Origin of the sequence: Microbispora hainanensis, from assembly GCF_036186745.1 — a bacterium.
In the GTDB taxonomy this organism is placed as follows: domain Bacteria; phylum Actinomycetota; class Actinomycetes; order Streptosporangiales; family Streptosporangiaceae; genus Microbispora.
The window spans coordinates 8,084,149-8,106,285 of the sequence record NZ_CP108086.1 but is presented as its reverse complement, the minus strand read 5'-3'; the positions used below and the strand labels follow the sequence as shown (position 1 = coordinate 8,106,285).

Here is a 22,137-nt window from a genome sequence, read left to right as displayed (position 1 = left end):
CGCCCGTCTCGATGCCGGAGGGAACGCCCGTCCCCATGACCGGGCCGGTCGCCGTGCCCGGATGCCCGGCGGTGCCGAATGCCGGATGCGCACCGGTGTCCATCGCACGATGGCTTGCGGCGTCCGTCTCCGGTGGCGCGCCCGTCGCCGAGAACGTCTCCGGTCTCGCCTCCGGGCTCGACTCTGGCCTCGTCTCCGGGAGGCTTTCCGCGCCGGGACGTTCGCCGAGGTCCGGATCCGGGCCCGCATCCATCACGGGGTCGGTCACCCCACCGAACACCGGGCCGGTCGCCGCCCCTGTGTCCGCCCCTGTGTCCGCCCCTGAATCCGTCCCTGTCTCTGTCCCTGTCCCTGCCTCTGGGCCCGGCTCTGCCGGGGGAGCCTCCGTCCGCGGGCCGCCGTCCGGTTCCTGCGGCGGCGACGGCTCGATCACGGCGAGAGGCACGCCCGCCTCGACCTGCGTGCCCGGCGTCACGTGCAGTGCGGCCACCGTGCCCGAGGCGGGAGACACGATCAGGTGCTCCATCTTCATCGCCTCCAGCACGACCACCGGCTGCCCGGTCTCGACCACGTCGCCGGGCTTGACCTCGACGCGCAGGACCGTACCCGGCATGGGGGCGGGCAGCGCCCCCGGCGTCACGCTCGCGGCCGGTTGCGGCAGCCGCTCGACCGGGGTGAGCCGCACCGGTCCGAGCGGGGAGTCGACATGCACCACACCGGGGTGCGCCCCGGGGTAGGCGGCCACCTCGAAGGTGCGCCGCAGGCCCGTGGTCTCCAGCACCACCCGGCCGGGTTCCGCCGCCACGAGCGTGACGTCATCGAAGCCCTCGGCCCGCAGCCCGTCCCTGGTCAGCCGGTAGGCGACTTCCAGCCGCCCGCCGTCCTCGGCGTCGAACGCCACACGTTGCGGCTGGGAGGGAACGTTGCGCCAGCCGCTCGGCAGCCCGCCCAGCACGCCGTCGCGGCGGGCGGCGGCGCGGTTGGCCGCCGCTCCGGCGAGCGCCGCCGCGAGCGCCGACAGCCGTACGGCCTCGGGACCGGCGAGCGGGGCCGGTGCGGGATGCCGGTCGAGGAAACCGGTGTCGAGCGCCCCGGACAGGAAGTCCGGGTGCCGCAGCACTCCCACGAGCAGGTCGCGGTTGGTCGTCAGCCCGTGGATGCGCGCCCGCGCGAGCACGTCCGCCAGCCGCCGGGCAGCTTCCGCCCGGTCGCGGCCGTACGAGACGACCTTGGCGAGCATCGGGTCGTAGTGGACGCCCACCTCGGTGCCGGACGTCACGCCCGAGTCGAGCCGCAGCCGCGCCTCGTGCCCGAACTCGCCGTCCACGCCGGGGATCTCGAAACGGCGCAGCACGCCGCTCTGCGGGCGGCCCTCGGAGTCCTCCGCGTACAGGCGGGCCTCGATCGCGTGACCGACCGGGCTCGGCGGCAGCGCGGCGAGGTGGGCGCCCTCGGCGACCTCGATCTGCAGCCGGACCAGGTCCACGCCGTAGACGCTCTCGGTGACCGGGTGCTCCACCTGGAGGCGGGTGTTCATCTCCAGGAAGAAGAAGCCCTCGTCGGACAGCAGGAACTCGACGGTGCCCGCGCCCTGGTAGCCGATCGCGCGGGCGGCCCGGATCGCCGTGTCGCTCAGCTCGCGGCGCAGCTCGGGGGTGACCGCGGGGGAGGGAGCCTCCTCGATCACCTTCTGGTGGCGGCGCTGGATCGAGCACTCGCGCTCGCCGAGCGCCCAGACCGTGCCGTGGGCGTCGGCGAGGATCTGCACCTCGATGTGGCGGGCGCCCTCCAGCAGGGGCTCGGCGAACAGCGTGCCGTCGCCGAAGGCCGACAGCGCCTCCCGCCGGGCCGACTCGACGGCCCCGGCGAGGCCGGCCGGATCGCGCACCACCCGCATGCCGCGCCCGCCGCCGCCCGCCGACGCCTTGACCAGCACGGGACCGGTCAGCTCCACGGGGGCGTCCGGGGAGAGCGGGATGGTCGGCAGGACCGGCACCCCGGCCTCCTCCATCAGCGCCTTCGCCTCGATCTTCTTGCCCATCGCGGCGACGGCCTCGGGGGAGGGGCCGATCCAGGTCAGCCCGGCCTCCAGCACGGCGCGGGCGAAACCGGCGTTCTCCGACAAAAAGCCATAGCCGGGATGGATCGCGTCGGCGCCCGACCTGCGGGCCGCCTCGACGATCCGCTCCGGGTCGAGGTACGCCAGGGGCGCGCCCAGCCGTACGGCCTGGTCGGCCTCGGCGGTGTGCGGGGCGGACGCGTCGGCGTCGGTGAAGACGGCGACGGTCTCGATTCCCAGCTCGCGGCAGGTGCGGAAGACCCGGCGGGCGATCTCCCCGCGGTTCGCGACCAGCAGTCGCCCGATCATGACCCCTCACCCCCGTCGATCTTCATGAGCATGGTGCCGATGAGCATGGTGCCGATGAGCATGGTGCCAGTGAGCATGCCGGTCACATCCGGAAGACGCCGTAGCCGGCCCGGCCCGGGTCCGGTGCCCCCGCAACCGCCGACAGGCACAGCCCGAGCACCGTACGGGTGTCGCGGGGGTCGATGACCCCGTCGTCGTACAGGCGGCCGGACAGGAAGAACGCCGCCGACTCCGACTCGATCTGCGCCTCGACCGCGGCGCGCATCGCCGCGTCGGCCTCCTCGTCGTACGCCTGCCCCCGCGCCTGCGCGGCGGCCCGGCCCACGATCGACATGACGCCCGCGAGCTGGGCCGGGCCCATGACGGCCGACTTCGCGCTCGGCCAGCTGAACAGGAAGCGGGGGTCGTAGGCCCGCCCGCACATGCCATAGTTGCCCGCGCCGTAGGAGGCGCCCATGACGATCGTGATGTGCGGCACGGTCGAGTTGGCCACCGCGTTGATCATCAGTGCGCCGTGCTTGATGATGCCGCTCTGCTCGTAGTCCCTGCCGACCATGTACCCCGTGGTGTTCTGCAGGAAGACCAGCGGCGTGCGCGTCTGGTTCGCGAGCTGGATGAACTGGGCCGCCTTCTGCGACTCCGCGCCGAACAGCACGCCGCTGGCGTTGGCGAGGACCCCGACCGGGTGGCCGTGGACGCTCGCCCACCCGGTGACCAGGCTCGGCCCGTAGAGCGGCTTGAACTCGTCGAAGTCGCTGCCGTCCACCACCCGGGCCAGGACCTCGCGGGGATCGAAGGGGACCTTCAGGTCCTCCGGCACGATCCCCAGCAGCTCGTCCTCGTCGTACAGCGGCTCCGCGTAACCGGACGCGGGAACGTTCCCGGCCTTGCGCCAGTTGAGCCGCCGCACGATGCGGCGGCCGATCCGCAGCGCGTCGAACTCGTCGGCGGCGAGATGGTCGGCCAGCCCGGAGGTCCGCGCGTGCATCTCCGCGCCGCCCAGCGACTCGTCGTCGGACTCCTCGCCGGTGGCCATCTTCACCAGCGGCGGGCCGCCGAGGAACACCTTGGCCCGCTCCCGCACCATGACGACGTGGTCGCTCAGGCCCGGCACGTACGCGCCGCCCGCGGTGGCGTTGCCGAAGACCAGCGTGATCGTCGGGATCCCCTCGGCCGACAGCCGGGTGAGGTCGCGGAACATCTGGCCGCCGGGGATGAAGATGTCCTTCTGCGACGGCAGGTCCGCGCCGCCCGACTCCACCAGGTTCACGTACGGCATGCGGTTGCGCAGCGCGATCTCGGCGGCGCGCAGGGTCTTGCGCAGCGTCCAGGGATTGGACGCGCCGCCGCGCACGGTCGGGTCGTTGGCGGTGATGACGCACTCGACGCCCTCGATCACCCCGATGCCGGTGACGACGCTCGCGCCGACGGGATACTCGGTGCCCCAGGCCGCCAGCGGCGACAGCTCCAGGAACGGCGAGTCGGGGTCGACGAGCAGTTCGATGCGCTCGCGGGGGAGCAGCTTGCCGCGCTCCCGGTGCCGTTCGACATATTTGGGCCCGCCTCCGGCGACGGCCTTGGCGTGCTCGGCCTCCAGCTCGGCGAGCTTCGCCAGCATGGCCTCGCGCCGCGTGCCGTACTCGCCGCTGGAGGTCTCCAGCCGGCTCACGAGCACCGTCATCGCACCACCGAACCGAGTTCTGTCACCTGATGATCCTCCGTGGTGAGCCGCCGTCACGTCAACGAGCCGGGCCCGGCCTCCTGCCCGGCCCCGGTGGCTTCGGGACCAGGCCGTGTGGGTTCGGGATCAAGCCCTGTGGTTCCGGGATCAGGAGCAGTGCGACCACGCGCTGCTCCAGGAGGCGCTGCCGTAGCCGCCGCCCCAGATGACGCACTTGCTCTTCGCGGCCAGCCGGATCGGGCCGGCATACGTCGTGTAGCTGCCGGAGTCGCTGTTGGACGACCCGTTCTGGACCTTCAGCACCGCGCTCATCTTGATCTTCCCGGGCACGACGTACTTCGACATCGTGATCACACAGTTGTAGCCGTTGGACGCGTTGTAGAGCAGGTATGTCGTCGCCGAGCCGAAGGAGTGCGAGTCGATGACGCTGTAGCCGCTCCCGCACACGCCCGCGGCGGTGTACGGGTTGGGCTTGGGCGCCGCGGTGGTCTTCGCCGCGGTCGGCTTGGGTGCGGCGGTGGTCTTCGTCGCGGTGGGCTTGGGTGCGGCGGTGGTCTTCGTCGCGGTGGGCTTGGGTGCGGCGGTGGTCTTCGCCGGGGCCGGGGTGGTCTGCGCGGGCAGCGGGTTGGTCTGCGTCGGTGTGGTGGCCTTGTGGGTGGGCTTGGCCTGGGCCCGTGCCGTGCGGGAGGGCGACGGCCGCGCCTGGCGGGTGCGCGCCGGGGTGGCGCCCGGCTTCGGCGCCACGGTCTGCCGGTGTGCCGAGGGGCTCGGCGAGGGCTTCCCGCCCTTCGGCCGGGCGGGTTCGGTGACCAGCTCGGACGGCTGCGGGAGGGGCACCTCGACGTCCTGGGACTCGATCACCGCGGGCGTCGCGGTGGGGCCGAGGGCGTCCTCGGACGAGATCTGCTTGGCGGACACCCACGTCGGCACGAGGAAGGCCGCCGCCGCGAGGGCCGACACGCCGACCGCGGCCGCCGTCCACGTCAGCACGGGCCGCCGCGTGGGAGATCCGGGCGGCGTGGGCGCTCCGGCACCCCGCGGCCCGGCAGCGGGCGCGTGAGGTACGGGCGCCTGCGGTGCCTGCGGTCCGGGTGCATGCCCGGGTGCCTGTGGTCCGGGTGCCTGTGGCCCCGGCCCGTGCGGCCCCGGCCCCTGCGGTGCCTGTGGTCCGGGTGCCTGTGGCCCCGGCGCGTGGGGTCCGGGTGCCGGTGCGGGGCCGTGCGGTCCCGGCATGGGGGCGTGCGGTGCGGCGGCCTGCGGTCCCGCCGGGGGCGCCTGCGGCCCGGTCGCGTAGGGTCCCGGCGCCTGCGGTGCGGCGGCCTGCCGTACGGGAACGGTGGGCTGTCCGGTGAGCCGCGCGACCACGTCCTCGGCCGAGGGACGCAGCGCGGGGTCCTTCGACAGGCACGCGGCGACGATGTCGCGCAGGGGTGCCGCGAGGTCGCCCAGGTCGGGCGGCGTGTTCAGGATCCGGGTGATCACCGAGGGGATCGAGTCCGCGCCGAAGGCGGGCCTGCCGGTGGCGGCGAACACCATCGTGACGCCCCAGGCGAACATGTCGGCGGACGCGCCCGCGGTGCCGCCGGAGAGCACCTCGGGGGCCAGGTAGGCGGGCGTGCCGATGGACGCGCCGGTCGCGGTTGACTGGGGCGAGTCGGGCGCCCTGGCCACCCCGAAGTCGATGACGACCGGGCCCTCGGGCCCCATCAGGACGTTGGCCGGCTTGAAGTCGCGATGGGTGATGCCCGCCCGGTGGATGGCGGCCAGCGCCGTCGCCGTGCTGATGGCGAGCCGTTCGAGCGCGGCGCCCCGGCGCGGCCCCTCCCGGTCGACGAGCTGCCGCAGCGAGGGCCCGGACACGAACTCGCTGACGATGAACGGCTGATTGCCGGCGAGGTCGGCGTACAGCACAGGGGCAGTGCAGAAGGGCGCGACCCGCTGCGCCAGCGCGACCTCGCGCAGGAACCGCTCCCGCGCCTCCGGATCGGCCGTCAGACGGGTGTGCAGCAACTTGACCGCGACCTGCTCGCCCGCCGGCCCGCGCCCGAGGAAGACGACTCCCTGGCCGCCTTCACCGAGCCGGTCGACGAGCGTGAACGGGCCCAGGCGGTCGGGATCCCCAGCCTCTAACGCCACCATCGCCCCCGATTACCACGCAACCTGACAATGGCACCAAACGCTACCAGTGGTCAGATGGCCTTACCGGGGTTGAGGATGTTCAAAGGGTCGAACACCTGCTTGATGCCCTGGTGCAGTTCGGCGGCCACCGGGCCGGTTTCGAGGCCGAGCCAGCGCTTTTTCAGCAGGCCGACGCCGTGTTCGCCGGTGAGCGTGCCGCCGAGGTCGAGCGCGGCGCGGAAGACCTCGTCGGCGGCGGCCCACACCTCTTCCGGCGGCTCGGCGAGGCCGCGGTCGAATATGAACACCGGGTGCACGTTGCCGTCCCCCGCGTGGGCGACCGTCGCGATCAGCACGCCGTGCCGTGCCGCGGCCTCCTCGATCGCGGTGATCATCTCGGGGAGCACCGAGCGGGGCACGCACACGTCCTCCACGAGGCACTGGCCCAGCCGCTCCTTGGCGTGGTAGGCCAGGCGCCTGACGCCGATCAGCTCGGCGGCCTCCTCCGGCGTGGACGACACCGCCACGAACGACGCGGCGCCGCACAGCGCGGCCATCTCGTCCGCCGAGCCCTCGGCCTGGGCGATGAGCATCGCCCTGGTGGACGGCTCAAGCCCGATGTTCTTCCAGTCGTCGATGGCCTGCAGCGTCGTGCGGTCCATGAGTTCGAGCATCGACGGCCGGCAGCCCGCGGCGACGATCGCCGAGACGGCCGCCGCGGCGTCGCGCAGCGAGGTGAACTCGGCGGCGATCGTGGCCAGCTCGCCCGGGGCCCGCCGCAGCCGCACGGTCGCGGCCGTGATCACGCCGAGCGTGCCCTCCGAGCCGACGAACAGGCCGGTCAGGTCATATCCGGCCACGCCCTTCATCGTGCGGCGGCCGGTGTTCAGCACCCGCCCGTCCGCCAGCACGACCTCGAGCCCGAGCGTCGAGTCGCGGGTCACGCCGTATTTCACGCACCGCAGCCCGCCCGCGTTGGTCGCCAGGTTGCCGCCGATGGTCGAGATCTCGTACGACGAGGGGTCGGGGGCGTACATCAGGCCGTGCTCGCGGGCCGCCCGGTCGAGGTCGGCGGTGATGACGCCGGGCTCCACGACCGCGATCTCGTCCTGCGGCGACAGCTCGCGGATCGCGGTCATCCGGGCGAGCGACAGGACGACGCAGCCGTCGACGGCCGTCGCCCCGCCGGCGAGCCCGGTGCCCGCGCCGCGCGGGACCACCGGCACGCGGTGCTCGGTCGCCCAGCGCATCGTGGCCACGACGTCGTCGCGGGACCGCGCGAGCACCACGCCGAGCGGCCTGCCCGGCGGCACGAAGGTGCGGTCCCTGGCGTACGAGTCGACGACGTCGGGATCGGTGAGGACTCGCCCGTCCGGCAGCGCCGCGGCGAGCGCGGAAGTCAGCTCGTTCACGTCTGGACTTTACGGCACTGTTCGGTATCAGGTCCCATCCGGAATTATTAACGGTTTTCGGTACAGATCACATTTTGACAACCATGCCGGATCGCTCTTTACCCGGCCTTTACCCCCTCGTTTAAGGTCCCGCATGCGCGCTCATCCCGGCGCGCTGTGCATGGGTGTCCGGGGAACCCGGACGGGAAGGGATCTCGTTGTCCAGAAGAATCCGGCGTCTCGCCGCGATCGTGCCCGCGCTCGGGCTGGCGGCAGGAGGTCTGGCCGCAGCAGGCGCGGCTGCGGCGCCCACGGCGGGCTACCAGCCCTCCGCCAAGGACCACTACATCAACTACGCGCCGCCGCGCGTTCAGGGCGACTTCACCACCACCGAGGAGAAGGTCCCGTCCCAGGGCGTCAAGCGCACCGCCGCGCTGGCGCGGGCGATCGACCACAAGTTCGCGAGCGGCAACCCGGTCGCGGCGCGGGTCCTGGCCAAGCATGAGAAGCAGGCGATCAGGACCGGGAAGAACCCCTTCGACTTCATCTACAAGAAGGCGAAGACGACCCGGACCGCCAAGCTCCTCACGCTGCTGGTCGAGTTCAACGACCAGGCCAACGACGACTTCTCCGGCTGGTCGCACCCGAGGACGATCGACGACGTCGACGACTGCATCACCGAGCCGCCGGGCACCAAGCTGAACGGCCCGCTGCACAACACGATCCCCAACCCCGCCACCGCCGGCGGTGGGGGCAAGGACAACAACTCCATGTGGGTGGCCGACTTCAACACGGCCCATTACAACAACATGCTCTACACCTCCAAGGGGATCACGACCCGGGTCCGTCCGGACCTGAAGGACCCCCGGGACGGCAAGAAGGGCATCGACATCTCCGGTTCGACCCTGAAGAACATGTACGAGGAGATGTCCAAGGGCGCCTACACCGTCACCGGTCAGGCCGTCGGCTGGCTCAAGGTGCCGCACTCCGAGGCGTGGTACGGCGCGGGCAAGTGCCACACCTACCCGCAGGACATGACCGGTCACCCGGACAACCCGCGCGGCCCCGCCCAGCTCGCGATCGACGCGGTCAACGCGCTCGTGCAGTCGAACCCGAACTTCCCGTGGGCCGACTACGACGTCGAGGACACCTCCGACGCCGACGGCGACGGCAACTACGACGAGCCGGACGGCGTCATCGACCACCTCGTGCTGATCCACGCCGGTGAGGACAAGTCCGGTGGCGGCGGCGCCGAGGGCACGTTCTCCCTGTGGGCCCACTCCAGCGACGTGGCCGGCGGATACACGGTGCCGGGCACGAACATCAAGATCTCCAACTACATCCTCCAGCCGGAGGACGCGGGGGTCGGCGTGTTCGCCCACGAGTACGGCCACGACCTCGGCCTGCCGGACCTGTACGACACCACCGGCGCCGGCGACTCCGACGTCGACTTCTGGGACCTGATGTCGAGCGGCTCGCACTCCGGGCCGATCTTCCAGTCGCTGCCCACCCACATGGGCCTGTGGGACAAGTGGGTGCTCGGCTGGGCCAACCCGAAGGTCATCGAGCCGGGCGGCAAGGACCAGCTCCTGGTGGTCGGCCAGACCTCGCGTACGCCCAAGGGCACCGAGGACGGCGTCCGGATCAACCTGCCGGACAAGCAGAACATCATGTCCGTCCCGCACAGCGGGACGAACATGTGGTGGTCCAACAGCGACCAGGACTGGGCCGACAACAAGCTGAGCAGGACCGTCGACGTCCCGGCCGGGTCGGACGCGAAGTTCTGGTGGTGGAGCGACTGGGGCATCGAGACCGACTGGGACTTCGGCTTCTTCGAGATCTCCACGGACGGCGGCGCCACCTGGACCGAGCAGAAGATCTACAACGAGGACGGCAGCCTCGCCACCACCGGTGACGACTACACCGACCCGAACGGCCGCCTGAAGGACTACGGCAACAAGAAGTACGGCCTCACCGGTGAGAGCGGCGGCTGGCACCACCTGTACGTCGACCTCGCGCCGTTCGCTGGCACGTCCGTCCAGATCCGCCTGCGTTACGCCACGGACGCGGCGTCCGTGCAGCGCGGCTGGTTCAACGACGACTTCTCGCTGAACAGCGGCGCCACCGCGGTCTGGACCGACGACGTCGAGGGCGGCGCCAACGGCTGGACGACCACCAAGGGCACGTTCACCGACACCAGCGGCGCCGGCTGGATCATCCACCCCGGTGAGGAGCAGGCGGCGCAGTACTACCTGGCCGAGTGGCGCAACTTCGACGGGTTCGACAAGGGCCTGGAGTACGCCTACGACACGACCTGGCTGCGCGACGGCGCCTGGAAGGTCGAGAAGGTCAAGTACAACGCCCCCGGTCTGCTCGTGTGGTACCGCGACACCTCGGTGTCCAACAACGACGTCTCGGGCCGCACGTTCGACCTGCCGTCGGTGGGCCCGAAGGGCGAGCTGCTCATCGTGGACTCGCACTTCGACCCGCTGCGCCGTACGGGTGCGGCGGCGCAGAAGGACCCGACCGTCCTGAAGAACCTGCCGTCCCGCCCGCAGTCGTCCAACGCGGCGTTCAACTTCGTCGGCACCTACCCGTTCAAGGAGTGCGTCGAGGGCGAGCCGTTCAAGGAGTACTGCACCTCGTTCGGCAAGCAGGCCGCGGTGAAGTCGTTCACGGACGCCAAGGGCTGGTACCCCGGCCTGGAGATCCGCGACGGCAGCCTCTACTACCGCCAGCGTGACTCCTCGGCGGTCGTCCCGTCGAAGGACAACCAGCCGTACACCACCCGGATCGTCCACCCGGACGGCACCCCGGCCAAGGAGCTGTACGGCACCGACATCGGCGGCGCGATCCTCGGCTCCGGCAACCCCGGTGACGAGGGCAAGCAGCTCGGCGTGCAGATCAAGCTGATCAGCCCGCTGCCGGCCAACCTGGCCGCGATCATCCAGGTGACCCCGGCCAAGAAGTAACCACCGCCAGGTGGTCCCCGTGCCCGGCCGCCGTCCGCTCCGGACGGCCGCCGGGCACACTCATGCCGGGGCGCGGCTATGCCGGGAGGGTGGGGTCATGCCGGGCGGGCGCGGTCACGCCGGGCCCGCGCGCCCGGGCGCGGCTGCCCCTAGCATGTGAGCGTGCGGACCAAGGCGGATCACACGGCGGCCATCCACCGGGAGCGGAAGGCCGCGGTCGTGGTGAACACCAAGTCCCGGCGGGGCCGCCGCCACTATGCCGAGGTGCTGCGGCTGCTGAAGGAGCGGGACTTCCGGCTCACCGGCGTCCACCCCGTGACCGACCCCTCACGGCTGCGCGACATCCTGACCCGCGCGCTCGACTCCGGCCCCGATCTGCTCGTCGTGGGCGGCGGCGACGGCACGCTGAGCAGCTCGTTCAGGCACGTGGCGGGCCGCGACATCGCCCTCGGCGTGCTTCCGCTCGGCACCACCAACAACTTCGCCCGCAGCCTGGGCCTGCCGCTCGACCTGCCCGGGGCGATCGGCGTGTTCACCGAGGGCAAGGTGGCCGACATCGACCTCGGCATCTGCGGCGACCGGCCCTTCGCCAACCTCGCGAGCTTCGGCGTCTCGGTCGAGGTGGCGGGCACCGTCAAGCCGTGGCTCAAGCGGATGCTCGGCCGGGCCGCCTACCCGCTGACCGCGATGACGATCCTGCCGAGGCACCGGCCGTTCCGCGCGTACCTGACTGTGGACGGCAAGCGCCACGAGCTGCTGACCCACCAGCTCAACATCGCCAACGGCCGCTTCCACGGCGGCTGGCAGATCGCCAAGGACGTCAGCATCGACAACCGCAAGCTGGTGGCCTATCAGCTCGGCTCGGGCAAGCGGCTGCGCCTGCTCGGGGAGACCCTCGTGCGGGCGACCACCGGCAAGTGGACCAGCCTCGCGGGCGGGCCGTTCGTGACCGGCCAGGAGATACTGCTGGAGACCGACCCGCCGATGGCGGCCGACATCGACGGCGAGGTGAGACTGCGCACCCCGCTCATACTCAGGACCGTCCCGAACGGTGTCCGCGTGATGGTCCCGCAGAGCTTCGAGGACACCTGATCAGTCCGGTCGCGGCGTCGCCAGAGCCAGGCGGAGTCGGTGACAGGGGCGGTGGCGGATCGGCATCCGGCGCAACAGGGCCGAGGACCCTCCCGCTCGGCCGTCTCGTTCTGCGCGGCCGTGAGGGGTTCCCCTCTGCGCGGCTGTGAGGGTTGTTCGGCCGTCTCGTTCTGCGCGGCCGTGAGGGGTTCCCCTCTGCGCGGCTGTGAGGGTTGTTCGGCCGTCTCGTTCTGCGCGGCCGTGAGGGATTACCCGGCCTCCTCGTCTCCCCAGGCGGCGAGGGTCCGGTACGCGGGCCGCAGCAGGTCGAGCAACGGGATGTGCCTGGCCTTGACCTGCGGCGGGTCCAGCGCGCGCAGCAGCAGGTCGGGAGGCGACCCGGGATCGGCCGGCGGGCCGAGGCGGGCCGCCGAGGCGCCGGACTCGTAGAAGTCGCCGATCCGCTCGGCGAACGGGACGTCGGCCACGCCGAGCAGCCCGGATGTCCCGCCTCCCGGTTCTGTCCCGGCGCCTGCCGGCTCTGTCTCGCCTGGAGCCCGCCCGCCGCCGGTGGCGCGGAGGGCGTCGAGCAGCGCCTCCCTGGCCATGCCCCGCCAGGCCAGCACCAGGAAGGGGTCGTCGTCGAACGCCTCGGCCAGCAGGTAGAGCACGGCCGACAGGTGCTTGCACGGGAAGCCCCAGTCGGGGCAGGAGCAGTCCATGTCCAGGCCGCGCTCGCCGGGGAACAGCGGCAGCCCGCACGCCTCGAAGACCTGCTCGATCTCCGGTGGCATCTCCCCGGCCAGCAGCTTGGCCCGGTGGAGGGCCTGCGCGGCCAGCGCATCGACCAGCCCCGCCCACTCCCGCTCGCCGTACGCGGTGATGCGCACGCTCACGTCGTAAGGGGCCGGTCGCGAACCCTGCACCCGGGCCTTCACCAGGCCGGGGCCGAGGTCGAGGCCGAGCACCTGGCCGCGGCGCGCGTACGCGCGGCCCCGGCTCAGCCTGCCCGGGTCGCAGACGCGCTCCAGGATGTCGACGAACCGGCGCGACCACCACTGCTCGCCGATGGTGCCCCGCTTCGAGCGCGCCTTGATGCCGCCCTCGACCCTGATGGGCCGTGCGGCCTCGAACCAGCCGTCCCGACCGACCGGCATTCAGCTCACCGCCTCGGGGGACAGGCGGAACAGCTCGCGCAGCTCCGCCGTGGACAGGGTGGCGATCCAGTCCTCGCCCGTCCCGACGACACTTTGGGCCAGGGCCTTCTTGCGCTCGATCATCTCGTCGATCCGCTCCTCCAGCGTGCCCACGCAGACGAACTTCCTGACCTGCACGTTGCGGGTCTGGCCGATGCGGAACGCCCGGTCGGTCGCCTGGTCCTCCACGGCGGGGTTCCACCACCGGTCCACGTGCACGACGTGGTTGGCGGCGGTGAGGTTGAGGCCGGTGCCGGCGGCCTTGAGCGACAGCAGGAAGATCATCGGCTCGTTCTCGGTCTGGAACCGCTCCACCAGCGCGTCGCGGGTCTTCTTCGGCAGCCCGCCGTGCAGCCACAGCACCGGGCGGTCGAGACGCGCCGCCAGGTAGGGCTGCAGCATCGAGCCGAACTCGGCGTACTGCGTGAAGACCAGCGCCTTGTCGCCCTCGCTGAGGATCTCCTCGGCCAGCTCCTCCAGCCGGGCCAGCTTCCCCGACCTGCCGGACAGCCGGGAGCCGTCCTTGAGCAGATGGGCGGGATGGTTGCAGACCTGCTTGAGCCTGGTCATCGCGGCCAGGACGTTCCCGCGCCGCTCGATGCCCTCGCTGTCGGCGATCCGGCCCATCATGTCCTCGACCACCGCCTGGTAGAGGCTCGCCTGCTCGGGGGTGAGCGTGCACCAGACCTTCATCTCCATCTTGTCCGGGAGGTCGGAGATGATCGTCTTGTCGGTCTTGAGGCGCCGGAGCACGAACGGGCCGGTCGCCCGCTTGAGCGCGGCGGCCGCCGTCTCGTCGCCCCGCCGTTCGATCGGCTCCTGGTAGCGCTCACGGAAGGCCCGCGCCGATCCGAGCAGGCCGGGGTTGCAGAACTCCATGATCGACCACAGCTCGGCCAGATGGTTCTCGACCGGGGTGCCGGTCAGCGCCAGCCGCGTACGCGCCGGGAGCGAGCGCACCGCCTGGGCCTGCCGGGCGGCGGCGTTCTTGACGGCCTGGGCCTCGTCGCAGACGACCCGGGCCCAGGTGAACCCGGCCAGGGTGTCGCGGTCGCGTAACGCCGTGCCGTACGTCGTGAGGACGAGGTCGGCCGCGCCGATCCGCTCGGCCAGCTCCTCGCCGCGCAGGCGGCCCGCGCCGTGATGGAGGTAGACGTCGAGCGAGGGCGCGAAGCGGGCGGCCTCCTTCTGCCAGTTGCTGAGCAGCGACATCGGGCACACCAGCAGCGTCGCCCCGGACCGCTCGCTCGACTCGCGCTCTTTCAGTAGGAGTGACAGCGTCTGGGCGGTTTTGCCCAAGCCCATGTCGTCCGCGAGGACGGCGCCGAGGCCGATCTGGGACATGAAGCTGAGCCAGGCCAGGCCGCGTTCCTGATAGGGCCGCAGCGTGCCGTGGAAGGCGGCCGGGGTCGCGACGGGTTCGAGGCGGCGGTCGGCCTCGCCCGACAGCAGGTCGCCGAGGAGGCCGTCGGCGTCCACCTCGACGAGCGGAAGGTCGTCGTCCCCGCCGTGGACGAGCTCCTGGACGACCTCGCCGATCGTCATCTGACCGGAGCCGCGGCGCTCCACCGCCTTGAGCGCGGCCCCGAGCTGCCGGGCGTCCAGCTCGACCCACTGCCCGCGCAGCCGCACCAGCGGCACCTTGAGCCGGGCCAGCTCGGCCAGCTCCGCCTCGCTGATCGTCTCGTCGCCGACGGCCAGCTCGGCCCGGAAGTCCACGAGCTGCGCCAGCCCGAACCCCTGGTCGGAGGCGGCGCCGGGTCCGGAGCGGGACCGCGTGGTGAGCTTCAGGCCGAGCCGGGTGCGGCCCGCCCACGCGGGCAGTTGCACGCCGAAGCCGGCCGACTGCAGGAGAGGCGCGGCGTGCCGGAGGAAGTGGAAGGCCCCCTCCACGTCGAGGCCGACGTGCGTCGGCCGGGGGCCGCGGAGTGCGTCGTCGATCTTCGGGTAGAGACGGGCCGCCCGGCCCAGCCCGGCGAGCAGCGTCTCGTCCGGCCGTCCCGGCAGCCCGGGCATGCTCTCGCCCGCCCAGACGAGGGGAGCGGGCACGTAGAGGCTCGGGTCCTCCGCCGACTGGAGGGCGAACTCGACCCGCCACGCGCCGGCGCCCGTGGCCTCGCCTCCGGCGCCTCGACGTACGTCACCGGCCAGGCCCCCCGCAGGAGGCGGCGCTGCCCTGCCTCCCGGTCCGGAATACGCGGTGTCCGTCTGCGCGGTGGTGTTCGTCTGCGTGGCGGCCCGCTCGGCTGTCTGACCCGGGTTCGCGCTCGTCTCGTGATCCGGCTGATCCTCGGGCGGGAGGGGCTCGACGAGGCGGAAGCACACCCTGACCGGGCCGTCGAGCTGGTGAGCCGCCCTGAACCAGTCCTCCAACGGCCGGGCCAGCGCCTCCGCCTCTTCCTGGCGGGCGCCGGGGAGGGCAGCCGTGTCCCCGGTGAGCGCCACCGTCCATCGGTCGGCCAAGGGGCCGCGCAGCCCGGGACGGTGCCCGCCGAGCAGGCGCTCCGGCAGCGCCTGCCGTACGGCGGCGTCGGCCAGGCACGCCAGCGCCTCGGCCAGCAATCGGGCGGACGGCCGCTCCTGCCCCACCGCCCGGCAGACCGGCGGCATGGCGGCGGCGAGCTCGCGGAAGCGGTCGGCATGCGCGCCGGTCAGCACCGGCCGCCAGCGCGCCGCGTAACCGCCGGCCTCGGTGACGAGCTGGGGCAGCACCCGGCCACGCCGCACCAGGTCACGGGCGTGGACGGCGACGACCGCGAGATAGCGCAGGGACGGCCCGGCGACGGGTGGCGGTTCGAACGCCTCGGTCAGCAGGCCCAGCGCGGGCCCCGGCTCGACCAGCAGCGCGGGCACCCGCCACGGGCTGATCCTCGGGCGGCGCGCGGTGATCCGCAGGCCCGTCTCCGGAGAGGGGAGGGGACTCGTCGCCGAACTCGGCAGCAGCAGCACGGCGTCGCCGGCCACGGCCTTGCCGGCCGCCTCGGCCGCGGCGTCCCCCCAGCGCGGCAGCTCCGCGGCCAGGACGCTCGCCGGGACGGCGAAGGGATGGGGACGCACCTCGGCACGGGAGACCACAGGCTCCGCGCCGGACGTCTGCTCCGCCCAGAGCACGAGTCTCCCGCCGTCCCAGGCGGCGTGGATCACGACCATGCGGCCTCCTCCGCCCGGCTTCGGGCGGCGTGCATCACGAGCACGCCGTCTCCGTCACCCAGGGCGCGGACCGCCCGCCGCCGCAGGCCGTGTCGAATCACCGGCACACCGTCTCCTCCCGCCAAGTCGGAACGCTAGCAGCGGTGACGGGGCTCCCCGGCCGCTCCGCCGCCGCCTGTGGACAACGCTCCGTTGGGGTCGCGGGTTCGGGAGGGCGTCAGGCGCCGCGGCCTCGCTCGGGCATGGTGGTGTAGTCCGTGAAGCCGACCACGTTGCCCCAGGGATCGGCGACCTCGACGGTCCAGCCGGTCGCGACCGGGAAGGGGTCGGCGAGGGCGGCGACACCCGCCTCCCGCAGGGTTCGCGCGACGGCCCGGGCGTCGGCCACCTCCAGCCACAGCCGCGGCCGCCCGTCGCCGGAACCCGCGGAGACATCGCCGCGGCGTACGAGCAGCCCCGCCGGCTCGCCGCCCAGCCGGAACAGCGCGATGCCGCGCTCGTCCATCCGGAAGGCGAGCGGAAGACCGAGCGTGGTGTAGAACCTCACGGCTTCGTCCAGGTCGCCGATGGTGAACAGGACGTTGTCGACGCCGAGCACCGTGATGCCGTTCTCCGGTGAGGTCATGTGGCGTAATCCTCCAGTCCGAACAGGACGACCGCGTCGTCGAGAGCGGCCGCCAACCGGCGCAGGCGTTCGGCGTCCGCGGGGGCGTGGCGCAGCCGCACCGGACCGGACAGCGGGGCCTCCTCCGCGACGCGGCGGCCCTCCGGCGTCAGGCTCACGATGCGGCGGCGGCGGTCGTCGGGATCAGGGGTCAGCTCCACCAGGCCGCGGGCGGCCAGGCGGTCCAGGAGCTGGCCGATGGTGGCGGGGTGCATGACCAGCCGGTCGCGCAGGTCGGCCAGACGCAACCGCGGCCCCCATTCGGCCACCAGCCGGAGGATCGCCAGTTGCGCCCCGGTAACGCCGAACCGCGCCTCCACCCGCCGGTTGAACGCGGTGATCGCCTGGTCGAGCCGTGTCCAGGACCTGATCGCCGCGACGGCCTCCTCGCTCACCACGCGATTATTATGCGGCACATAATAATTCTGCGACAGCCCCTGCCGGAGGCTCGCCGTCGCCCGGGCGTCACTCGTCGGGCGGGAACCGTACGGCGATGTAGTGGCTCAGCTCGTCCTCGCCGAGCCGGGTTCCGGGGAGGGGTGATCCCGCGTCGGCGCGCAGGCCGTTCAGCATGATCTCGACCACGCGTTCCATGGCCTGCTCGCTGTGCATGCCCGGCGGCGTGTACACGTTCAGGGTCATCAGCAGCGCGACGTCGACGGGACCGATGTCGGCGCGCAGCGCGCCGTCCGCCTGCGCCTGCTCGACCATGCGCAGGACACCGGCGATCACCTGCTGCCGCATCGCGTTCAGGCCGGGGCCGGTGCGCAGTTGCTGGTGCAGATGCGGCTGGAGCTTCGCCGCCAGCACGCCGATCCGCAGGGCGACCGAGCCGCGCAGGAAGCGGCACAACGCGTGCCAGGCGTCCGGCTCCTCGCGCCAGGACGTCTCCACCAGGTCCACCAGGCGGCGGAGGTTCTTCTCGCCCACCGCCCGGAGCAGCGCGTCCCGGTCGGGGAAGCGGCGGTAGAGCGTGCCGACGCCGACGCCGGCGCGGCGGGCGACCTCCTCCAGCGGCACGTCGATGCCCTCTTCCAGGAACAGCTCCTGGGCCGCGGCGATGATCAGGTCCCGGTTGCGGCGCGCGTCGGCGCGCAGCCCCTTCTCCACGGCCACCTCATCAGAAGGATCTGGACGATTTTCCTCCGTTTAGGATACCGTCGCTTATGTGGAGGAAAATCCTCCGGTTAGGGGTGTGTCATGAGCACTGTGCTGATCTCGGGGGCCGGGATCGCGGGGCCGACGCTGGCCTACTGCCTGGCCGGGCACGGATTCCGGGTCACGGTCGTGGAACGCGGGGGACGGCTCCGGTCCAGCGGCAACCCGGTGGACGTCCGGGGGCCGGCCGTCCCCGTCGCGGAACGCATGGGCGTCATGCCCCGGCTGCGCCGGGCCGCCACCGGCACGACGGGGGTCGGCTTCGTCGACGCGGCGGGCAGGCGGGTCGGCCGGATGGACATGCGCGCCGTGCAGCGGCCGGACGAGGTCGAGGTGCCGCGCGGCGACCTCGCGTCGATCCTCTACGAGGCGAGCCGCGACCGCGCCGAGTTCCTCTTCGACGACTCGATCACGGCGCTCGACCAGGACGAGCACGGGGTGGACGTCACCTTCGAGCGCGCCGCGCCCCGCCGCTTCGACCTGGTGATCGGGGCCGACGGCCTGCACTCGGTGACACGGCGCCTCGCGTTCGGCCGGGAGACGGGGACGCCGCAGAGCGGGCTCGTGCGGCACATGGGCCTGTACGTCGCGACGACGCCGCTGCCCGAAGGGGCCGCCGGGGGCGGCCGGGACATCCTCATGCACAACACGCCCGGCAAGGCGGTCGCCGTCAATCCCCGGCCCGCGGGCGCGTTCTTCCTCTACCGGAGCCCCGAGGAGCCCGGCTTCGACCACCGCGACACCGAGCAGCACAAGCGGATGTTGATCGACGCCTTCGCCGGTGTGGCCTGGCGGGCGCCGGAACTGCTCGATCACGTGCGCGCCGCCGACGACCTCTACTTCGACTCGGTCAGCCAGGTGCGCCTGCCCCGCTGGTGGAATGGCCGCGTCGCGCTCCTCGGCGACGCCGCGTCCTGCGTGTCACTGTTCGGGGACGGCTCCACCCTGGCCATGGCGGGGGCGTTCACCCTCGCCGAGGCGCTGGCCGCCCACTCCGGCGATCCCGCGGCGGCCTTCCGCGCGTACGAGGCGGCGCACCGGCGCCTGGTGGACCCCAGGCAGCGCAACGTCGCGCAGGCGTCGGCACTCCTGGTCCCCGCGACGCGAGGCGGCATCGTCGCCAGGAACCTGGCCACCCGCCTGTGGCCCGCCGTGGCCGCCGCCACGCGGCTCAGGCACGCCCTCGCATGATGAGGGGGGTGTGGCGAGCGGCTGATCCTCACTCCGTACAGGTGACAGATGACGCTAGGCGGGGAAGGCGAAGAGGCGGTACTGCGCGACTTCGACGAAACCGAAGCGCCGATACAGCGGCTCACCGGCCGGGCTCGCGGCGAGTGCTGCCAGCCGCGTGCCGCGGTCCTGTCCCGCGCGGAGCGCCGCCGCGGTCAGTGCCGCGCCGATGCCGCGCCGGCGATGCGTGTCCGCGACGTGGACGAGGAAGATCCCGGCCACGTCGTGGGCTGCGATCACTGTGGCCGTCCCGACCACACGGTCCTCGAGAACCGCCGCCAGGCGGACGATGTCCGCGTTGTCCCGGCGTCGCGACTCGATCCGTACGATGCCGGGTTCGAGGTCCGGCGCGATGCCCATGGAAGCGCTGTAGGTGCGTACCAGTTCCGGCAGCCGGTCGTAACCGGTCACCGCCTCGATCCGCAGGCCGGCTGGTTGATCCATCGGATCCACAGCCTGGTCGAGCGATCTGGCCATCACGGGGAGCGTTGGGGGTTCCTGTGCTCCGAGCGTGGTCAGGGCGGACGACGTGCCCGCGGGGCTGTCCGGGCCGATCCACCACCACCAGGGCACTCCCGCGAGCCGGTCCCGTGCGGTGGCAGCGATCTGCTCGACCGCATCCAGGGAGCGGATCCGGACCACTCCGTTGAACTGCGGCTGAGCCAGCCCGCTGCGGAAGTAGTCGAGGTCGCCCTCACCACGGTCCGCCACGCCCCAACCGGTGAGGTACTGGCGGAAGTTGGCGGTCACGCGGGCCATGCTCCCGGGGCGCCACAGGGCTCGCGGGGCACGGCCGCCCGGGGACGCGGCCGCCGCGAGCTGTTCATCGGCTCCGCCTGACACGTTCGTCATGGGTGTCACCTCTGTCTGGAAGCCTCGGGCCTGGGCGGCCGAGGGTGTCTCGTGTCCTGTCCCGGCCGGCTCTCACCGGCAGCCGGCTGCGGTGTCAAGGCACCACGATCCGGTAGTCGGAGACGGGGCGGTATCCGATGCGCTGGTAGACGCTGTTGCTCGTCGCGTCGGCGAGGTCGGTGAAGAGGAGCACGTGTTCCGCGCCGGCGTCGAGAGCCGCCTGGGAAACGGCCGCGGTGACGGCCGAGCCGTGGCCCCGGCCGCGGTGTCCGGGCAGCGTGTAGACGGGAGTGATGCGGGCCGTGCCGGCCACCACCGACGTCATGGCGGCCATGGCCACAGGTTCGTCCCCGACCGTCCACAGCCGCCAGCCGCCCTGGCTCAGCCGCTCGTCGACGAACACGTCGAGATCGGCTCCGAGCAAGCCGGCTTCCGTGACGAAACGGGTGCACCAGTCATGAAGAAGAGCCCGGTCATCGCCGGTCGCCGCCCGCGGCGCCCCCGGCGGTGCGACGTCAGGGCGCACAAGCCGGTCGAGACGGTGGAGGCGCAGGTGCGGTCGGAACGACCCCGCCTCGGAGCGAAGCACTTCGGGGTCGTCCGTGATGAACCAGCTCAAGGGATCGGTCTCCTGCTCGCCAGAGGGCGGGATAGCCATGCACCACGCCGCAGGGGTGGGTCGGGCCTCGTGATAGATGCCGTCAGTAATCTATACGGCCCGACCGAATCACCCCACCGTGGGACAAATCCCTCCTGGCCTGCCGGATGCTACTCGAAGGCGCCGGTCACTCCTCCACGGGCCGCACCGTGGACCTCGCCGCCGACTTCGGGATCGCGCGGGTGCTGAACGCCACCGGCACCGTGTCGAGCGCGGTCGTGGGCACCCCCGCCTACATGGCGCCCGAGCAGATCGCCGGGCAGACGGTCGGTCCCGCCGCCCAGCCGCCCGGGAGATCCTGCTGCGCCTCCTCGGCGCCGGGCACCCCGCCGACACCCTGCTCGCGGAAGGCGCCCACGCCGCCGGCGCTCCCGGTCCCGAGGCCGCTCCGCCGCCGTACGACGGGCGGCCGTCCGACGCCCCGCCGCCGCACATGCTGGCCGGGCCCGTCGTCGCGGGCGCGGTCATCAACGCGCTGTCCTGGCGGTGGATCTTCTTCCTCGCCGTCCCCTTGTTGCTGCTGACGAGCATCCTGTCGGCCGTGCTCCTGCCCTTCGCCGCGGCGTTCGCGGTGCCGCTGTATTTCCAGACGGTCGACGGCATGCCGCCCGGGCAGGCCGGGTGGCTGTCGCCGCACAGGGGGCGGGCATGCTCGTCGCGGTGCTCCTGGCCGGAAGGCTCGACGACGGCTCCCATCTGAGGGGGTGCTGTGAAACAAATGTTGCATATGGGCAATACTTATGCCTCGGGGGGGCAGGGGGGTCTTTCTTAGCGGAGGTCCCTCCGCGACATGAGAGGTGTGCAATGACCGCGACCGCTACCGAGCGCAGTACGACTGACGGGCTTCGTCAGCCCTGGCCGGATGACCGCTACGAGGTCAGGTGCGACAGGGAGAGCCCGTTCACCGGTAGCCGTGACCGTTACCACTACGCCAAGAACGCCGTCGAGTCGGCGAAGGCGCTGGAGCGAGCGGGACTCGCCCGCCGTGTCATGGTCGTCAGGCTGGAGGACGAGACCGTCATCTACGACCGTGTCGGCGACGTGAACCTGCCTCCGGAGTCGTGGTGATCCGGCATGTCGTGATGTGACATGTCCGGCCGCGTCAGGTCCATATAACGCGAGACGACGATCCCCCGGGAATGTGTCCCGGGGGATCGTCGGCGTCCGGATCAACGTGCGTGAGACCCGCCTGCTTGAGAGGGGGCTGTGCAGCGCCCGCAGATCAGGCGGGCGTGCAGGTCACCTCGGGGGCCCTTCCGCCGCCCAGGCGGGCGGCGAAGCCGAAGACGGTCGAGCCGCCGATCGGCAGCTCGCCGTTGTAGGTCTCGTTGCCGAAGGCGTACGACCCGACGGTGCCGATCACCGGGAGGGGCACTGCCCCCCACACCTGGGTGATCACGCTGCCGTCGGTGTAGCGCCACGACACACGCCAGCCCTTGATCGCCCACGAGCCGCTGTTGGTCACCGTGACCTGCCCGAGCGAGACGGCGTCCCGCGTTCCGGGCCACTGGCTGGTGACCGTGTAGACCGCCTTGCAGCCGATCGAGTCCGCGGATGCGGGGGCGGCCGTGATCCCCGCGGTCGCCAGGATGAGGCCTGTCGCGGCGATCGTCCTTCTGATCATCGAT

17 protein-coding genes and 1 pseudogene are annotated in these 22,137 nt (G+C 72.2%); 5 read left to right on the top strand and 13 right to left on the bottom strand.

The features are described from left to right. Window positions 1–424 precede the first annotated feature (424 nt). From OHB01_RS36765 to OHB01_RS36750, 4 genes and pseudogenes are all read right to left on the bottom strand, one after another. Window positions 425–2,368 (bottom strand): annotated as a pseudogene (locus tag OHB01_RS36765) (acetyl/propionyl/methylcrotonyl-CoA carboxylase subunit alpha); the annotation flags it as partial. Window positions 2,369–2,450: 82 nt separating this feature from the next. Next, window positions 2,451–4,049 (bottom strand): acyl-CoA carboxylase subunit beta, encoded by a 1,599-nt coding sequence (locus OHB01_RS36760; protein ID WP_328854613.1) that lies wholly within the window; start codon window positions 4,047–4,049, stop codon window positions 2,451–2,453. A gap of 147 nt (window positions 4,050–4,196) precedes the next feature. After that, window positions 4,197–6,188 (bottom strand): serine/threonine-protein kinase, encoded by a 1,992-nt coding sequence (locus tag OHB01_RS36755; RefSeq protein WP_328854612.1) that lies wholly within the window; start codon window positions 6,186–6,188, stop codon window positions 4,197–4,199. A gap of 50 nt (window positions 6,189–6,238) precedes the next feature. Then, window positions 6,239–7,579 carry an FAD-binding oxidoreductase gene (locus OHB01_RS36750; RefSeq protein WP_260617056.1) on the bottom strand — a complete coding sequence of 447 codons (1,341 nt, stop codon included), beginning with the start codon at window positions 7,577–7,579 and terminating at the stop codon, window positions 6,239–6,241. Window positions 7,580–7,776: 197 nt separating this feature from the next. Here OHB01_RS36750 and OHB01_RS36745 point away from each other — a divergent pair, with 197 nt between their 5' ends. Continuing rightward, complete coding sequence (locus OHB01_RS36745; protein ID WP_142645330.1) at window positions 7,777–10,530, top strand: immune inhibitor A domain-containing protein; 2,754 nt, start codon at window positions 7,777–7,779, stop codon at window positions 10,528–10,530. Window positions 10,531–10,692: 162 nt separating this feature from the next. Continuing rightward, a complete protein-coding gene (locus OHB01_RS36740; protein WP_142645329.1) occupies window positions 10,693–11,622 on the top strand; it encodes a diacylglycerol/lipid kinase family protein in 930 nt (309 codons plus the stop codon). Between the two features lie 248 nt (window positions 11,623–11,870). On the opposite strand, the gene OHB01_RS36735 is transcribed toward OHB01_RS36740, so the two are convergent. The 5 genes from OHB01_RS36735 to OHB01_RS36715 all read right to left on the bottom strand — a co-directional run bounded on the left by OHB01_RS36735 (window position 11,871) and on the right by OHB01_RS36715 (window position 17,721). After that, complete coding sequence (locus OHB01_RS36735) at window positions 11,871–12,758, bottom strand: SWIM zinc finger family protein (RefSeq protein ID WP_328854611.1); 888 nt, start codon at window positions 12,756–12,758, stop codon at window positions 11,871–11,873. Beyond that, window positions 12,759–15,947, bottom strand: coding sequence for a DEAD/DEAH box helicase (locus tag OHB01_RS36730; RefSeq protein ID WP_328854610.1), 3,189 nt, complete (start codon window positions 15,945–15,947; stop codon window positions 12,759–12,761). Between the two features lie 217 nt (window positions 15,948–16,164). Continuing rightward, window positions 16,165–16,572 (bottom strand): VOC family protein, encoded by a 408-nt coding sequence (locus tag OHB01_RS36725; RefSeq protein ID WP_147944021.1) that lies wholly within the window; start codon window positions 16,570–16,572, stop codon window positions 16,165–16,167. Beyond that, the gene (locus tag OHB01_RS36720; protein ID WP_328710519.1) at window positions 16,569–17,009 is read right to left on the bottom strand and encodes a MarR family transcriptional regulator; all 441 of its coding nucleotides are present in this window, start codon (window positions 17,007–17,009) and stop codon (window positions 16,569–16,571) included. Before OHB01_RS36720 ends, OHB01_RS36725 begins: the two co-directional genes overlap by 4 nt. Window positions 17,010–17,076: 67 nt before the next feature. Then, entirely contained in the window at window positions 17,077–17,721 is a 645-nt protein-coding gene (locus OHB01_RS36715; protein ID WP_222709591.1) for a TetR/AcrR family transcriptional regulator, read from the bottom strand. 90 nt (window positions 17,722–17,811) lie between these two features. Here OHB01_RS36715 and OHB01_RS36710 point away from each other — a divergent pair, with 90 nt between their 5' ends. After that, complete coding sequence (locus tag OHB01_RS36710) at window positions 17,812–18,960, top strand: FAD-dependent monooxygenase (protein ID WP_142645323.1); 1,149 nt, start codon at window positions 17,812–17,814, stop codon at window positions 18,958–18,960. 54 nt (window positions 18,961–19,014) lie between these two features. Here OHB01_RS36710 and OHB01_RS36705 read toward each other — a convergent pair whose 3' ends face one another. From OHB01_RS36705 to OHB01_RS36695, 3 genes are all read right to left on the bottom strand, one after another. After that, on the bottom strand, window positions 19,015–19,749 hold the full coding sequence (locus OHB01_RS36705; protein ID WP_328854609.1) for a GNAT family N-acetyltransferase: 735 nt from the start codon (window positions 19,747–19,749) through the stop codon (window positions 19,015–19,017). A 196-nt stretch (window positions 19,750–19,945) separates the two neighbouring features. After that, window positions 19,946–20,275 (bottom strand): GNAT family N-acetyltransferase, encoded by a 330-nt coding sequence (locus OHB01_RS36700; protein WP_205829774.1) that lies wholly within the window; start codon window positions 20,273–20,275, stop codon window positions 19,946–19,948. A 466-nt stretch (window positions 20,276–20,741) separates the two neighbouring features. Further along, complete coding sequence (locus OHB01_RS36695) at window positions 20,742–20,867, bottom strand: hypothetical protein (RefSeq protein WP_260617109.1); 126 nt, start codon at window positions 20,865–20,867, stop codon at window positions 20,742–20,744. A 75-nt stretch (window positions 20,868–20,942) separates the two neighbouring features. On the opposite strand from OHB01_RS36695, the gene OHB01_RS36690 reads away from it, so the two are divergent. Together OHB01_RS36690 and OHB01_RS36685 are read left to right on the top strand one after the other, a co-directional pair. Continuing rightward, window positions 20,943–21,209, top strand: coding sequence for an MFS transporter (locus OHB01_RS36690; protein ID WP_147944016.1), 267 nt, complete (start codon window positions 20,943–20,945; stop codon window positions 21,207–21,209). 104 nt (window positions 21,210–21,313) lie between these two features. Continuing rightward, complete coding sequence (locus OHB01_RS36685) at window positions 21,314–21,577, top strand: hypothetical protein (protein WP_142616906.1); 264 nt, start codon at window positions 21,314–21,316, stop codon at window positions 21,575–21,577. A 154-nt stretch (window positions 21,578–21,731) separates the two neighbouring features. On the opposite strand, the gene OHB01_RS36680 is transcribed toward OHB01_RS36685, so the two are convergent. Next, the gene (locus OHB01_RS36680) at window positions 21,732–22,133 is read right to left on the bottom strand and encodes a cellulose binding domain-containing protein (RefSeq protein WP_142645319.1); all 402 of its coding nucleotides are present in this window, start codon (window positions 22,131–22,133) and stop codon (window positions 21,732–21,734) included. Between the last annotated feature and the right edge of the window lie 4 nt (window positions 22,134–22,137).